The organism is Capsulimonas sp., assembly GCF_039929585.1.
Classification (GTDB): Bacteria; Armatimonadota; Armatimonadia; order Armatimonadales; family Capsulimonadaceae; genus Capsulimonas.
Genome location: NZ_JBDSQY010000005.1, coordinates 1 through 14,955 on the forward strand (window position 1 = coordinate 1; position 14,955 = coordinate 14,955).

Here is a 14,955-nt window from a genome sequence, read left to right on the forward strand (position 1 = left end):
ACGTCGCGGTGCGCGCCGTCTTAACGGCTTGATTGCCGGCGATCACGGCCGTCAGTTTCGCATGCGTGTCTTTGGAATAAGGCCAGAATGTCCCGAGGACGGGATTGGGTAGTTCATCCAGAGTGACATTGCCTGCGCTGTCCGTGGGAACAGTTCCTTCGCGCATCAAAAACGTGTGTCCATCTTTGAACACGGTGATCTCCCGAACGGGAAGTTTGGTGACCGGAGTGTCGTCCGGCGCCGCCAGACAGGGAGCGCTTAGGCAGGCGGCGAGCGTCAAGCAGTACAGGAAGGGATATTTATGCATGGGTTATCCTCAACGAAATTGAGCGCGTCAGACAAGCTTATAGGAATGACTGCCGTCAACTCTGATCCAAGCGTTCTTGTAAACCTTCATGAAGCGGACGGCTGCCTCGGAAGAGACGGACAAACGCGCTTCTTCTTCGCGCAAGGTATCATAACACATGCGCTTCGCGCGCTGCAATGCTGGATTGCTGGAGAGTTTTATGACCGCCCGTTATTATTTGCTCGTACTTTGTTTGGCGCTCGCGCCCATCTCGCTTCGTCCCGCGTTCGCCGGGGAGCCGGCTGATCCGGTCAATCCGGAGGCTCAGGCGAAGCTGGAAGCCGGCGCGTCGCTCCTGAAACAGGGGCTTTCCGCTCAGGCGCTCTCGGCGTTCCAGGACGCGGTGCGTCTCGCGCCGGACCTGCCTGAAGCGCACGCAAAATTAGGCCAGGCGCTCGCCTCTTCCGGCAGTCCTGAGCAGGCGGAAACGGAGATGCGCGCGGCGGTTCGGATGGACCCTAATAACGGCGAATACCACCGGAGCCTTGGGAATATTCTTCTGGACGCGGGCCGTTTGCCGGACGCGATCTCTGAGCTCAAGATCGCCGCGCACGCTCTTCCCAAGGACGCCGCCGTCCGCGACAGTCTCGGCCGCGCACTCGGCCGCCAGGGCGATTACGACGGCGCGACCATTCAGCTGCGCGAAGCCGTCAAGATAGACCCCAAAAACGCCGACGCGCACTTCGATCTCGGCAATGTCTACAGCGCTGAGGAGTATTACACCGACGCCGCCGCTGAATACCGCGCCGCTCTGAAACTCAAGCCGGGCAACATCGTCATCCAGGATACCATCGGTAATGTGCTGGCGCTGCAGGGCGAGTACCACGAAGCCATCGCCATCCACAAGCAGACCGTCAAAGCCGCGCCCGACTACGCCGCCGGCCATTACCACCTCGGGAGCACCCTGCTCTGCGTCTGGCGCGTCCAGGAAGCCGTCCCCGAACTGCGCACCGCCCTCCGTCTCGACCCCGACCTCCTGCGCGCCCGACTGAATTTAGGCCAGGCGCTGTACTTACTCGGCCAGAAAAAACAAGGCCGCGCCGAATGGAAAACCGTCGCCGACCAGGGCACAGGGAACGTCAAGGCCGAAGCCGAGACATTTTTGAAAGAAAAACCGTAAATTCCTTATACAAATCGCTCACATTTCACGATATGATAGTGATATGCACCCTGAGATAACCGCGCCATGAAGATACAAATCAAATCCCTGCGCGCCGTCAACATCGGCCCGCTCAAAGACGTCACCCTGGATTTCACCGATCCGAGCGGCCAGCCACGCCAAAACACGCTCATCGGCGGCGCCAACGGCAACGGCAAGACGACGGTGCTGGAGTTGATTTTCGGGCTTCTGGAGTTGCTTGATCCGACATTGTCATTCACGAAGGCCACGATACTTTCTCTCATTCGTGACACGTCAAATCAATATGCTCATATTGCTCTTACGATAGATGAGGTCCCATTTACCATTTATTATGGAGAAGCGCCTGACGATGTGGAAATAACTGGCGAGTATGTTGGCGCGAGGCGAATAGAAGGTCTGTGGCTCAGTGACACGCCGCATGGTTCGCCAAATATGGCGGAATTGTTGCATTTGAATTGGAATTTCTTTAGCAATATCCAATATCAACTTGGAACTCAGAGCGGAGCGAAATTATCGTTTTGCGGTGATCTGTCTATGACTGCGCTCAATATGTCGCCAGCCCCCTCTATACTTTTCTTCCCGCATAGTCGAGTTATCAAGCCGACACAAGGAACAAGTCTGAGCACTGAGGACACGCTTTATCAATGGGCTTATCGATTTGAGACCGTCAATACGTTCAATGAATCGCTTAACGGCTACCTTGTTTGGCTTGAATACTCAGACGTGGAGGAATATCATCGTGTCATCACATTTCTGAGTAAGCATTTCGATGATAAGAAGTTTGGAATACATCGTAAGACTTTGAGCGCCACTGTTACGGCGCGAAATGGACAAACGCACAAATTAGATGGATTGAGTTCTGGTGAACAGAACCTGCTCATTTTATTACTTGAACTTCGTCGGCGGTTGTTGCCAAATAGTATTGTGTTAATCGACGAAATCGAAAATAGCCTTCATCCAGCATTTCAATATAAAATTGGAGAGGCATTGAAGGAGATGCAGCGGGAAATTCCCTTTCAGCTGATAGTGACTTCACATGCACCTGCCATCCTAAAAGTTTTCGGATCTGAAAATACCCTGCTGCTGCCAAATCCACAATACTATGACACCGCCAATCAAGCCGCTGCCGCCTGAACTCAATAACTTTCTCTTTGAACTAGGGCCTCGGAAACTGGTTCTTGTGGAAGGCGCTGACGATGCTGAAGTATTTGAAGAACTCTATTTGGACCGCCTTTCAAAAATCGCCTTCTTCCCAACAGGCGGCGATGAGCGTTTAGAGGCGCTGCTGCAAGAATTACTGACTCAAAGGCCGGACGTTGAGTCTTTTGGAATACGAGATCGGGATTTTCAAAGTGATACGGATGTGGAAGCGTCTCTAACTGCGTCAGGCTCGCGATTGTTCGTATTGCGGCGTTACTGCATTGAGAACTACTTGCTTGAGCCTCTTGTTGTTTGGTATGTCTTGCGCGTCTATCTCTCGAAAGCGTTCCCATGGAGCAGTGTCAAGCAAGCAGAAGAACATTTGCTAAAACTCTGTGCGGATATGAGAACGATGATGGCGGCAAATTTTGTGTTGCGCCTCCAAGATGCGTTGCTCTTTTCGAAGGGGCATGAACTTCTGTCGCGAGAAGTTCTGGTTGAGGCGGTTGCTCACCGTCTGAGTAAGGACGCCGCTCTGGTTGAGGCCGAAATTGTAGAACGAGAAGCACATATTGATGAGCGGCTGCATTCTCTTGGGACCGCCTACACTTGTATTAGCGGGAAGCATCTGCTCTTTCATCTCTTTGACTTTGCGCGGGCATGTGACAAGAAGCGCAGAGGGTTATCTGAAGATTATCTCTTTCGACAACTGCTTGCCCAGATCAAGCAGCAGAATCTGATCCATGAGGACCTTCGCGAAATCGTGGAGCAAAAAATCTTAGCTGGGAGTTGAAGGCGGCGTCCACAGTCTAGGTCATAAGAAGCAGAGAACTCGTTCGCAGGACATGTGGTATGCCGGTGATTATGATAGGGCCAAATGGTGAAGAGCTGATGGAACCGACAATAGCGCCCTATGTGGCGCGGCGGTCGGCGGGTCCCGAGGACATCGACGCCGCTTTGGCGATGCGATGTCGCGACGGAGACATGTCCGCCTTCGGAGAGCTTGTCAGCCGGCATGAAAAGCGTATCTACGCCCTGGTCTCGCGCATCCTTGGCGCGGGCGTCTCGGCGGACGACGTGGATGACACCGTGCAGGATGTATTCGTGCAGGCGTGGCGGGCCTTGCCTCGCTTCCGCGGCGATTCGAAGTTCTCTACCTGGCTCTATCGAATTGCGACGAATATGGCGATCAAACAGTGGCACCGTCGCAAACGGCTGCGCATGACGGTCGCCGACGAAGAACTTCCTGAGAACTTACGGGTATCCATGATGACCGATCCAAGCCCCAGCCCGGCGGATCACGCCGAAAGTGCGGCGCGCGATCGCGCGCTGCGCGCTTCCATTGATGCGCTGCCTGAAAAGCAGCGCACCGTCGTATTGCTTCATTATTTCGAAGATTATTCCTGCGAGGAAGTCGCCCAAATGATCGGGTGCTCGATTGGGACCGTGTGGTCTCGCCTCCACTACGCATGCCGCAAACTTCGCGGCAATCTGGAGTGGCTGCAGCAAGCCTGATCACTGAGGCGTCCGAATATCTCGCGCAAGAGAGTGCTATTTTATTGTCATGCTGAAATCACGCTACTACGCCTGGTTGATTCCCTATATCGAGGGAACGCTCGACGCCGGCCGCCGCCATTTGCTGGAAAAGCGCATGGCCGCCGATCCCAAGCTTGCGGCGGAAATGGATACGCTGCGCCGAGTGACATCCCATCTGCGCCGCTCCGCTTCCTCGGAGCCTCCGCCCACCGACATGCGTCCTGTTTGGCCCCGAGTCCAGAGCCGGCTGCAAAAGCGCGGGCCGGCGCCGCTGGTGTCGTCTCGTTTGGCGTGGGGCGGCGCGGTGTCGGTCGCCGTGGGGTTTATGGTCGCCGCGAACATGCGCACGGAACCGCTGAATTATCTGCCTCCTGTCCAGAATTACTCTGGCGATCACGCAGAGATGATGGCGGCTGCTCCGATCAGCGATCGTGGATTTCAATTGCGAGCGCGTTCTACACAGCCCGTGACGGCTGCTCCCGCCGCCCCAACAGTCAACGCATTCGCAAACCCAGATCGGGTAGTCAAGATAGCCATACCGGCGCATCCGGCAATGTGGTTAGCCAGGAACTCGATAGCCTCGGGAGAGGGGGGCGGCGTACAGTACGCCGCGGCCGGTCTGGTAAAGATGCCGCATAGCGGCGCTTCGTTCGTAATGGCGAAGACGACTTCGTCGATTTCTTCGCCTGCATTGCCCGCCGCCGCGCCGAGTGTGGTCTTTGCCGCGAAAGTCGCGCCGGCTTTGGGACAATCCGTCCATGGGAACGCGTCTGTGTCCGACGCCGCTGACAGTGTGAGCATGAACGCATCCAGGATGGCTGACCATTCGGATTCGTTATCGCCGTCCGGAACCAGTGCTCTCGACGCCATGGCGCATCGGCCCGTTTCTGATATGGACACGGCGCGTTTGCCGGGCTCATATCAAGTGGCGAGCGCTTCGTCGAATGTGCTGGGAATGCTGGGCGCAAGTCGCTTCTTTGCCACATTGCCGGCGGGAGCAAAAGCCGCCCACCGTCCTTCGGATATCGTGTCTGCGGTTCGGCCGAGGTCGCTGACCGCCGCTCAAAGCGTGGATGTGCTGCGCGCTGAGGCTTATGGTCAGCAGAGCCGCGGCCAGTTCAGCAGCGCGCTGGATACCTGGCGGGATGCTGTGTTCGTTTCCATCGCCGCGCCGACCTACTCCGATGAGGCGTCGGTGAAGCAGGTGAACGAGACGCTTGCGGCCGTTCGCGACGCCGGTCAATTGGAAAATCTGCGTGAACGTCTAGAACGGCAGCAAGAGTTTGCGCCCGACGACATCGTGAACACCCGGGCGCTTGGCTATATTTATACGCTGACGGGTGATGTTGAGCTGGCGCGCGCCGTTTGGCGTCAGGTCACCCAAAGCGGATTTGAGACCGGGGAAGACTGGTATCAGCTGGCGGGCGCGGAGCTGATCGACGGCGATACGACCTCCGCGCGCGTCGCTTATGAATTTGCCGTGCGCTCCGGGGCGCTGCCGTTAACTTCCACCCACCGCGCTATCGCCCAGCGCTGGCTCAGCAATCCTCTGCATTAATCATTGAGACGAACCGGAGTAAACATGGCCGCCGCAGGAGTTTCCTGCGGCGGCCATGCTGTATTCGAGCCGTTATTTCTTGGCGTGTTAGCCTTTAATCTTCATCAGCACCTTACCCGCGGCCCCCTGCGTTACCTGAGTGTAGGCGGCCGCTGCGTCGTCGAGAGAAAATGTCGAGCCGATTCGGGGCGCGTGGAGTGCGCCGATTTCAAAGCCGGGGGCAAGATCGTCCAGGATGTGCGCGCAGTCGGACGCCGTCAGGTTGAGTGTATTGACGCCGACCAGGCGCAGCTCACGGCGATAGAAGTTGAGCAGGTCGATCGGGACATGCCGGTCGGGCGTGGCGATGACGGCGACTCGGCCCCTGGGCGCCATTGCGGCAAGCGTGGCGTCCAGCTGAGCGCCCCCGACGGTGTCCAGGGCGACCCGCACGCCTTGCCCCTGGGTGAGCTCTTGAACCTGCCGCGCGAACGCCTGGGGATCTTCCGTAAAGACGACTTCGTGCGCTCGCAGATCGCGTGCTTCGGCTTCCCGGCTCGCATCGCGCACGGCGGCGATTACGCGCGCTCCGCGCCACCGGGCGATCTGCACGGCGGCGTTTCCCACGGCGCCGGTCGCGCCGACCACGAGCACCGTCTCGCCGTTGATGAACCTGGCTCCGTTCACCAGCGCCGCCCAGGCGGTGACATAGCCCACGCCGATGCAGGCGGCCTCATCCATCGACAGGGCGCCAGGTTTTGCGCGTACGCCGCCGCGCGGCAGCATGAGGCATTCGGCGTGCGAGCCATCCTGCGTAAAGCCGAGTTCGCCGCCGGTGCCCCACACTTGTGTCCCAATCAATGGCGCGGGTCCTTCGATGACGACGCCGGAAAAGTCTCGCCCGGGCGTGCGCGGCATGGTGGTGTGCGGCATTTTTCCCAAAACGTTCTTCACATCGCTGGGGTTGACCGCCGAAGCATGCACCTCCACAACGACTTCGTCCCGTCCCGCCTTTGGCGCGGGGATGTCTGCGATTTGGAGGACAGAGGGATCTCCGAACATCTCAAAGCGTAATGCGCGCATGGCGGCGCCTTCTGTGCTCATTGTTGATCTTCCTTGGTTCTGATGGACGCGTGGGCGTCGATACGTTCAATGGCGTCGCCATAGCGATCGTTCCAGGTCCAGGTACAATGACTTGGACAAAAGCCCTATGAAAATATCTCGAACCATTTGTGCGTTTTCTATTTCTGTTTCGCTCTTGTGCGCCCTTCTTCCTGCGCGCCCTGCGGCGAGCGTCTCGCAAGTTGTCACGGTGACGGTCGCGGCGAAGCCCTCCCATATCGTCATTCCAACTGCGGCGTTCGGCGCGGCCCTGGATGGATATGAAAAAGGCGATGTCGCTAAGATCTATACCCCCGCGAACGTGAAGGCGATCATGACGGCGGGATTTGGTGAAATCTCGTATCGCCTGCGCACGGAACTGGGCGTGGAAGCCTGGCATTGGAACCCGCATGGAACATGGAGCGGCGTGAATTCCGGATACTGGACGTCGGACGCCGGCGCGGCCGCGCCGATCGCGACCTGCAATGGATATCGACTGCCGCGCCGGGGGAGCACATACGATCAGGCGAACAAGGACAGCTATTCGCGTATCGATGATGGCGATCCCAAGACATTTTGGAAGAGCAATCCCTACCTCGCTCGCCCGTATGCGGCGGAAGACCATCCGCAGTGGCTGGTCGCAATCCTGGATCGCGCGCGTCCCGTCGACGCCATTCGTGTTCTCTGGGGAGCGCCTTATGCCCGCCGGTATCAGATTGAATACTGGACCGATCGGGACAACCCCGACGCCTCGGGGATCGAGGATACCTACAGCGAAAGCGGAGCATGGCGCCCCTTTCCGCAGGGGAGCATCAACGCCGGCTCGGGCGGGGCAGTCCGCATCCAGTTGTGCGATCATCCGATCTCGGCCCGCTTTATCCGGATTCGCATGGAAGAGGGCGCCGGCGGACCAAGTGGCGGTGACCCGCGCGACCATTTAGGCTTTGCCGTGCGCGAGCTGTCGATTGGCCAATCGCAGTCCAATGGAATGCTGCGGGACTGGGTGCGGCGCGCGCAAGACAGCGCGCGGCAGACGACGATCTATGCATCGTCGACCGACCCTTGGCATCGGAGCGGCGACCGTGATGAGAACGTAGAGCAGCCCGGATTCGATACCGTCTTCCAGAGCGGCGTCACGCGCGGCCTGCCGGTGATGATCCCGGTCGGCCTTGCCTACGACACCCCGGAAAACTCCGTCGCTGAGATCCGCTGGCTGCGCGCCAGGGGATATAAAATCTCGCGGGTGGAAATGGGTGAGGAGCCGGACGGCCAATATATGACGCCGGAGGACTATGGCGCGCTGTATGTTCAGTGGGCGTCGGCGCTGCACCGGGAAGACCCATCGCTGGTCCTGGGCGGCCCCTGCTACCAAACCGTTTCCGATGAAGTCCGCGCCTGGCCTGCCGGCGCTGGCGGCGATACGTCGTGGACCCGTCGTTTTTTGAGATATCTGCGCGTCCACGGCCATATGCGGGATCTGGGATTTTTTAGCTTCGAATGCTATCCGTTCGATCATCTCTGCGGACCATCCGAGCCACAGCTCGCGTCGCTGCCCGGTCTGATCCGAGACGCCATGGCGCGCTGGCGCCAAGACGGCGTTCCCAAAAACATTCCCTGGCTGATTACCGAGTATGGATACTCGGCCTACGCCGGTCAGCCCGAGGTCGATTTGCCGGGCGCATTACTGAACGCCGATCTCGTCGCATACTTTCTGACGCACGGCGGTTCCGGCGCTTATTTTTACGGCTGTGAGCCGAACACGCTGATCAAGGAGCTGGACGAGTGCGAAACCTGGGGCAATCTCTCGCTCTTCCAATCAGACGACGACCGGCATATCCAAAGCCCGTTCGCTGCCTACTACGGAGCGCGCATGATCACTCAGGAATGGGCGCAGCCCGGCGCAAAGCCACTGGCGCTTTATTCCGCCGTCTGTAAGGTCCAGGGTAAGCGCACGCCGTCCTTTGTAACCGCGTACGCCGCGCGCCGTTCGGATGGACGCTGGAGCATATTGCTTCTGAATAAAGATCCAAAGCGCTCCTACGGCGTTCGTGTCAAGCTCCCACTGCCGATCCATTTTGCCAGATCGGTCGATTTCATCCAGTATGGCCCGGCGCAGTATCGCTGGCATGCGCGAGGCGCGCGCGGCTACGCGTCGCCCAATCTGCCCCCAAAGCGCACGTCGATCTCCCCTGACGCCATCGCAAATTTGCCGCCGTACTCGCTGACCGTCGTGCGGGGAAGCGTCCAATAATTCGCAAGTATGGGCATAATAGAATACGAAGTTTGGGACGAAGGGATAATTGGATTATGATGATCACTCTGTACGTGATCTATGGCGTTTTACTGATTGTGGGCGGAATCATGGGGTACGCCAAGGCGAAGTCGCAGGCGTCGCTGATAGCCGGCATCGCGACCGGCGCTCTCGCACTGATCGGCGCCGGCGTTTATGACAAAGAAATACACCACATCGCAACGTCACTTTCCGGTCACGCCTTGCGTGTTGGCGGTGAGTATGATAATCTCGCAAAGATCGTGTTCGCCGAGGCGTTTCTTGCCATGGTGGTCGCCACAATCTTCATCTCGCGATACGCCAAAACAAAGAAGGCAATGCCGGCGATCCCTGTGATCGTACTGAGCGCCATCGTGATTATCGCCTCGTTTACGCCGATGGCAATGGGACATTGACCTCTGCTAAAGCTGCTCTCTTAATGGTGTTCGTTTTGTGTTATGATTGAGCATGGACGCTATCCGTAGAACGAAAAACCGCCTCCTGGCCTTTGCAACTGGCTTCTTCTTAATCGTTTGCGCCCTAGTATGGTTCACACATAGTCGGCGTTCACCGCCATCGTATAGCGGCGTCGTCGCGGAAGGCAAACATGTTCGTATCTTCGCGCCGATGGGAGAGCGAAGTCATATTGATCGTCTGCTCAAAACAGCTGACCATGCTCTCGAACGGTACGCAGGTAATCTTGGCGTCTCTTTGACCGATCAGCGTTTTGACGTTTATCTTTACGACAAAACCAAAGATTACGAGCAGGCGGATGCGGCATTCAACAGTGGGCGCACCAAAGCCAATTTGGCTTTCTGCAATGGCAGTATCTCGCATATCTATGTACGTCCTGGTCCTCGCGGAATGCCGGCTCAAGACATTTTCAATACTCAGGCCACGCTTGCGCATGAGTTATGCCACGCTATCCATCAGCGGAAATTTCCCTCATACGATTACCTTCCTGACTGGCTGAATGAGGGCGTTGCGGACGTCTGGGCTGAGGCGGCGATGAGTAACGATGGCGCGCCTCAAGCGGAGCTTTCAAGCTGGTATAGCGCATATTTTGAGAACGTTCAGGACACAATTCAGCGACGTCGTTTGCTGCCGCTCAGCAAGCTGACGTCGGCTAGTTTTACCAGGCATACGCATGATTATCGAGGACAACTTTACGGTGAGGCGTATATCCTTGTTCGCATGCTGGATGATCCGTCTCCCTCAAATTCAAAGCAGCGTGAGCGTTTTCGTCAGTTTCTCAATGAGGTAAATTCGTATCCTGCTTCCAAAGGAACCGACACGAGAGTGAATGCACGGTTTTCGCAGATCTTCGGAGGTTCTGCTTCGAAGGGACTCATGAGGGATTATCTCTCTTACGTCAAAAATACACAGGTGTTTCCCTGGTTTGCTCGTAATGGAAATGTCCACACGCTGGCAAATGGCAGTCTTTTAACCGAATCTTACCAAAATCAGACGATAATCGCATTCCATAAAACAAAGAACAGCGTTCATGATTTTAAAATCTGCTGTGACATTGACATCTCCCCGGTGGGAACCCGGGAAGTGGACATCGTTTTGAGCAATGCTGCGAACAACTACTACCACGCCATCTACTTTGGGCCAAAGTATTCCGGGTTGTTGACATATAATGGAGAATATCACAACTGGGGGAGAGTGGGAATGGATCCCAAAGTTTTTCAAAGCCGGCGGCATCGTATTGAACTGCATGTTCGAGGGCATCATCTGACAGCCAAGTTTGACGGGAAGAGACTTTTAGACATAAACGTCGTTAATCCTGAGTTTTCGTCTGAGCACTGGGGTGTGGGCTGCTGTGACAGCTCCGTCGTATTCTCGAACCTCCATCGGGAGACGGGAGATGGAGCATATTCTGCTCCATCTTGACAGTCTTGAGTAGGATTGGCTATACTTCGGTGAATTACGCCCCTGATTATTACTAAGGCTCGCTGGGTAAGAACGTAAATAATGTTCTTCGAGAGCGAGCAATGCCGTGTCATTTGTACTGCAGAAAAAACTGGCGAATGCGCCGCAGGCGAGAGGTAAGCTGTACGTGTCGCCGGAAGAAAAATCGATTATCGAGCGCTGCAAGCAAGGGGACTTGGCGGCGTTCAACGAACTGGTGAAGCGGTACGAGAAGCCGGTCTATAACTTCGCGTATCGATTGACAGGCAGTTACGACGACGCCAATGATGTGGCTCAGGATGCGTTCGTACGCGTTTTTAACGCGATCGGAAGCTTCCGGGGCGATGCTTCGTTTACAACCTGGCTGTTTCGTATTACCACCAATGTCTTTTTGGACGAGCGCAAAAAGGCCAAGGCGCACCCGCAGACATCGCTCGACGAGCAGATGGAGCTGGGCGAGTCGGCTGTCGCACGCCAGATCGAAGATCCTGGTCCGTCGCCCGAGGCTTTGACCGAGGAAGCCGAGCGCGGGAAGATTTTACAGGACGCCGTTTCGTCGCTGCCTGAGTATCAGCGAACGATGGTGGTGCTGTACCATTCGCAGCAAAAGTCTTACGAAGAGATCGCGGAGATCATGGACCTGCCGATTGGAACGGTGAAGAGCCGCTTGAATCGGGCGCGATTGGCGCTGAAGGAAAAATTGACTCCGCTGCGGGAACTTTTTAACGCCTGACGGCGTCATACACCCAAGCGGACTGCAATGGCGCGGATCCGCCCACTTTTCTTGATGTACTGACGCCATTATTGCAGGCGAGTTTGCGCCTGAATACTATCCAAAAAACCGGAAACACTGCCATGAAGCTCGAACGAGCGCGCGAACTATATTCAGACTACGCGGAAGGAACATTGAGCCCGGCCATGAAATTGGCCCTGGAGCAGCATTTCGACGCGGACACGGAGGCTCGCGTTGATTACGATGAATTCGCGCGTATCTTCGCCGTCCTCGGCGATAGTGCGCCTCTGGAAGTCAATGTCCCACTGGGATTCCGCGCCAAGGTGATGGAACTCGCCACCGCCGAGCAGCAGCGCCGGGCTTCGGCCCCGCGCTCGCTCGGCGACGCCATCCGCGAATGGTTCGCTCCTTCTGGACGACGTCGCCTCAGCGGCGGCATTCTGGCGGGCGCTGCTGCGCTCGTAGTGGCGGGGATTATGTTTAGTCCGGCCATGCAGATTACTGGGACCAACACTGCGGTAATATTCGGAACAGGTGCAACGGCATCGGACGCTACGCCGCCGACGATCCAGAGCGTTTCGACGGGTGAGGGAACGGATGGAAACTTCTATCACTATTTCCATATTCACCTGCCGCAGAACGTGCCGAACGCCACGGTGAACGCGTATGTGCTGACGTCCAGCGATCAGATCACAAACGCCAGCGCTCGTGAGACGGATGCGCATCCCGCGCTCAGCGCGCCGACGCCGCTGACCAACGATGTGGAGATGCAGATCCCGGTGGCGCTCACCAAGCGTCCTGAAGCGGGCTCGACCCTGGATATGCTGGTCTCCTGGTACGCCAATAACGATCCGTCGCAAAGCAAGACGCAGGTCGTCTTCACGCCCTTCGATGTAGCCGACGGCGGGCCGGCGACGGCGCCTGTCGCGAACGGCAACTTCTACGACACGCTGCGCAATATTGCTTCGGTCTACCATGTGACGGTGATTGCCGACGCGACGACGTCGCCGACGATGACCGCCGCAGGGTGGGCGTCGGGCGACGATGTCGGAAATGCGCTGAATACGGTCGCTGGCTCCGTCGGCTATGGCGTGCGGAAGCTGAATGACACCACATACCAGGTTTTCGAGAAGCGATAAGTTTTCGCGGAAATTGATGAAACAAATGCGACGCATGATTGCTCTATTACTCCGGGAGAGTGAAATAGCAGCCATGCGTCCATTTGTTTTTCGCGCCACAATATTTGCCGGAGCGGCGGCGCTTCTTGGGGCGGCCGCTCCAATTCACGCCGCCACGCGCATTCAGAAGGAAATTCTGATGGGCAACGGCACGGCTGGTCCCTATGCTCTGTCCTGGAAGAACATTGTCCGGACGGGCGAAGCCGTGAAGATCAACACCCTGCCGCAGATGCGCGGGCTGGACTACACGTTCGATCCGGACGCCGGCACGGTGACATTCGCCAGCCCCCTCAGCGCACGCTCTACCGCTACCGTCGAGTATATCTACGACAGCGAGACCGCGCAGATGGTCCGTCGCGATTTTATCATGCCCTTGCAAGTGAACCTCGCGCAGAGTGAAACTTCCAGCCTCTTTGTTTCCGCCCTGTATCGTAAGAACACCACCGACACGAACGTGGGCAGCGGCCAGGATGCACTCACATTGGGCGTGGGCACCGGCTGGCAGGGAGCGCGCAACTCGCAGCTCACCGCCCGATTCTTCTTTGCCCCATCCGTAGGCGAGGACGCCTCCAGCGGCGCCGATCGCACTGGCTGGCTGCTTTCGGGCGGAACCGACGCCGGGCGCTCCACACACCTTTCTTTTGAGATGCGGCGGGACAGCAGCAGTCTCACCAATCTTCCGACCGATGCCGGACTGCAAGTCGGCAGCCAGCACCTGGGACTGGGGCTTCAGATGGCCCCGTCACGCATCATGACGGCGTCCTTGAACTACACTCAGGACGCCAACGCTGCTGCTCCCAACGCGGGAACTTCCCAGATTGCAGCGGCGATGACCCTCACGCCCAATCAGAACCTCAAGATCCAGACGAACCTTCAGGAGAACGCCGCGCACGGCGCCGCCGTCTCGCATTCCGCGAGCGTCGCGGTCGACGCCAAGCCGGCCGGCAGCACTCAGGTGACCGCCAACTACGCGACGAACGACACCGCCGGGACCGCCGCCGACACGCAGACGATGAACCTGGGCGCCGCTGTCGGAGTCAGCAAATCGATCGCGCTGACGACCAACGCCGGCCAGTCGCGCACCGGCTCCTCCGTGACCAGCCAGCAGGGCGCCGGCCTGCGCTTCGCGCCCAGCAGCAAGATGACGCTGAACACCGGCGTCAACATGCAGAAGAACGACTCCGGCAGCGCGGTGGTGACATCAGTGGACGGAACTATTCTTCCCGCTCGGGACTTGACGGTGAGCGCCGGCTTCAAGAGCCGCGACATGACCCAGGGCGTGGAAAATCCGCAGAACACCCTGGACACGACCTCTGCGCGGGTTGCGCTCGGTCCGAATCGCCTGCGCATCACCGGAACCTATGCACGGAACGCTGAAGACGGCGGGACGCCTCAGCAGACCGAGCAGCGCGGCGTCGGCCTGGAAACGAACCTCGGCGCTCTCAGCCTCGCCGGCGGCTACGATTGGCGCCAATACTACGCCGCCCAAACTCTCGGCTGCGGCGTGCGCCTCGCGCTTGGTCTGCGTCTCTCCTCATCTACACAAATCACTGGCGGCTATCGCCAGAACCTCGATGACATCTCCACAAACCCGCACGGCAGCAATGTCTACAGCGTCGGCTTCAAGCACAGCGTCGGCGACCGCTTCCAACTCGCCGTGGACGGCACGATGCAGCAGAACGTGGGCGCGGCGGTGAACAACGCCAATGCGTACACGGCGAATGCGAGCTTGGGGATGAAGTTTTAGATGGGCGCGTGACGAAGGCCCTTTAACACGTAAGCGTAGCGCGTAGTAAGGCCGACATAATAATAGTCGGCGAAGAATAGCCGGCGAAGAATAGCCGGCGAATAAATTCGCGCCTAGAAAAGCACGATGTGCCCCTGCGGGCACTCCAGAAACGTGGTCGATTACGCTCTGATCTGGAGTCCACGCAGGTGGACATCGTGCACTTCTAGAAGCGGTGCCGAAAAGTCTTCGATATCTTTGGGGATTTGACAAGGATAAATTTTGTCCTTGTCGAATCTCTTCTTATGATTGGCAAGCGTTCCTCCCAGCCGGC

General features: G+C 57.7%; 12 protein-coding genes and 1 pseudogene. 11 read left to right on the forward strand and 2 right to left on the reverse strand.

All coding sequences use genetic code 11. The features are described from left to right. Positions 1–307 (reverse strand): annotated as a pseudogene (locus ABIZ35_RS00315) (hypothetical protein); the annotation flags it as partial. A gap of 199 nt (positions 308–506) precedes the next feature. Here ABIZ35_RS00315 and ABIZ35_RS00320 point away from each other — a divergent pair. The 5 genes from ABIZ35_RS00320 (at position 507) to ABIZ35_RS00340 (ending at position 5,721) form a co-directional block, all read left to right on the forward strand. Then, positions 507–1,466 carry a tetratricopeptide repeat protein gene (locus ABIZ35_RS00320; RefSeq protein ID WP_348217878.1) on the forward strand — a complete coding sequence of 320 codons (960 nt, stop codon included), beginning with the start codon at positions 507–509 and terminating at the stop codon, positions 1,464–1,466. A 66-nt stretch (positions 1,467–1,532) separates the two neighbouring features. Further along, entirely contained in the window at positions 1,533–2,621 is a 1,089-nt protein-coding gene (locus ABIZ35_RS00325) for an AAA family ATPase (RefSeq protein WP_348217879.1), read from the forward strand. Then, a complete protein-coding gene (locus tag ABIZ35_RS00330) occupies positions 2,590–3,420 on the forward strand; it encodes a DUF4435 domain-containing protein (protein ID WP_348217880.1) in 831 nt (276 codons plus the stop codon). Before ABIZ35_RS00325 ends, ABIZ35_RS00330 begins: the two co-directional genes overlap by 32 nt. A 98-nt stretch (positions 3,421–3,518) precedes the next feature. Further along, on the forward strand, positions 3,519–4,142 hold the full coding sequence (locus ABIZ35_RS00335; RefSeq protein WP_348217881.1) for a sigma-70 family RNA polymerase sigma factor: 624 nt from the start codon (positions 3,519–3,521) through the stop codon (positions 4,140–4,142). Between the two features lie 49 nt (positions 4,143–4,191). Then, complete coding sequence (locus ABIZ35_RS00340; protein ID WP_348217882.1) at positions 4,192–5,721, forward strand: hypothetical protein; 1,530 nt, start codon at positions 4,192–4,194, stop codon at positions 5,719–5,721. Between the two features lie 87 nt (positions 5,722–5,808). Here ABIZ35_RS00340 and ABIZ35_RS00345 read toward each other — a convergent pair whose 3' ends face one another. Continuing rightward, a complete protein-coding gene (locus ABIZ35_RS00345) occupies positions 5,809–6,804 on the reverse strand; it encodes a zinc-binding alcohol dehydrogenase family protein (RefSeq protein WP_348217883.1) in 996 nt (331 codons plus the stop codon). 106 nt (positions 6,805–6,910) lie between these two features. On the opposite strand from ABIZ35_RS00345, the gene ABIZ35_RS00350 reads away from it, so the two are divergent. The 6 genes from ABIZ35_RS00350 (at position 6,911) to ABIZ35_RS00375 (ending at position 14,642) form a co-directional block, all read left to right on the forward strand. Then, entirely contained in the window at positions 6,911–9,052 is a 2,142-nt protein-coding gene (locus ABIZ35_RS00350) for a discoidin domain-containing protein (RefSeq protein ID WP_348217884.1), read from the forward strand. Between the two features lie 56 nt (positions 9,053–9,108). Next, a complete protein-coding gene (locus tag ABIZ35_RS00355) occupies positions 9,109–9,486 on the forward strand; it encodes a TMEM14 family protein (protein WP_348217885.1) in 378 nt (125 codons plus the stop codon). A gap of 52 nt (positions 9,487–9,538) precedes the next feature. Then, a complete protein-coding gene (locus ABIZ35_RS00360) occupies positions 9,539–10,966 on the forward strand; it encodes a hypothetical protein (RefSeq protein WP_348217886.1) in 1,428 nt (475 codons plus the stop codon). Between the two features lie 106 nt (positions 10,967–11,072). Beyond that, positions 11,073–11,717 (forward strand): sigma-70 family RNA polymerase sigma factor, encoded by a 645-nt coding sequence (locus ABIZ35_RS00365; RefSeq protein ID WP_348217887.1) that lies wholly within the window; start codon positions 11,073–11,075, stop codon positions 11,715–11,717. A 122-nt stretch (positions 11,718–11,839) separates the two neighbouring features. Continuing rightward, positions 11,840–12,856 carry a hypothetical protein gene (locus tag ABIZ35_RS00370; protein WP_348217888.1) on the forward strand — a complete coding sequence of 339 codons (1,017 nt, stop codon included), beginning with the start codon at positions 11,840–11,842 and terminating at the stop codon, positions 12,854–12,856. A gap of 73 nt (positions 12,857–12,929) precedes the next feature. After that, complete coding sequence (locus ABIZ35_RS00375; protein ID WP_348217889.1) at positions 12,930–14,642, forward strand: hypothetical protein; 1,713 nt, start codon at positions 12,930–12,932, stop codon at positions 14,640–14,642. The last annotated feature ends 313 nt before the right edge of the window (positions 14,643–14,955 follow it).

What these genes read in the sequence shown, in the direction of transcription:
- ABIZ35_RS00360 (WP_348217886.1), top strand. Translation starts at nt 9,539, where the DNA reads ATGGACGCTATCCGTAGAACGAAAAACCGCCTCCTGGCCTTTGCAACT.
- ABIZ35_RS00340 (WP_348217882.1), top strand. Translation starts at nt 4,192, where the DNA reads ATGCTGAAATCACGCTACTACGCCTGGTTGATTCCCTATATCGAGGGA.
- ABIZ35_RS00325 (WP_348217879.1), top strand. Translation starts at nt 1,533, where the DNA reads ATGAAGATACAAATCAAATCCCTGCGCGCCGTCAACATCGGCCCGCTC.
- ABIZ35_RS00330 (WP_348217880.1), top strand. Translation starts at nt 2,590, where the DNA reads ATGACACCGCCAATCAAGCCGCTGCCGCCTGAACTCAATAACTTTCTC.
- ABIZ35_RS00370 (WP_348217888.1), top strand. Translation starts at nt 11,840, where the DNA reads ATGAAGCTCGAACGAGCGCGCGAACTATATTCAGACTACGCGGAAGGA.
- ABIZ35_RS00355 (WP_348217885.1), top strand. Translation starts at nt 9,109, where the DNA reads ATGATGATCACTCTGTACGTGATCTATGGCGTTTTACTGATTGTGGGC.
- ABIZ35_RS00345 (WP_348217883.1), bottom strand. Translation starts at nt 6,804, where the DNA reads ATGAGCACAGAAGGCGCCGCCATGCGCGCATTACGCTTTGAGATGTTC.
- ABIZ35_RS00320 (WP_348217878.1), top strand. Translation starts at nt 507, where the DNA reads ATGACCGCCCGTTATTATTTGCTCGTACTTTGTTTGGCGCTCGCGCCC.
- ABIZ35_RS00335 (WP_348217881.1), top strand. Translation starts at nt 3,519, where the DNA reads ATGGAACCGACAATAGCGCCCTATGTGGCGCGGCGGTCGGCGGGTCCC.
- ABIZ35_RS00350 (WP_348217884.1), top strand. Translation starts at nt 6,911, where the DNA reads ATGAAAATATCTCGAACCATTTGTGCGTTTTCTATTTCTGTTTCGCTC.
- ABIZ35_RS00375 (WP_348217889.1), top strand. Translation starts at nt 12,930, where the DNA reads ATGCGTCCATTTGTTTTTCGCGCCACAATATTTGCCGGAGCGGCGGCG.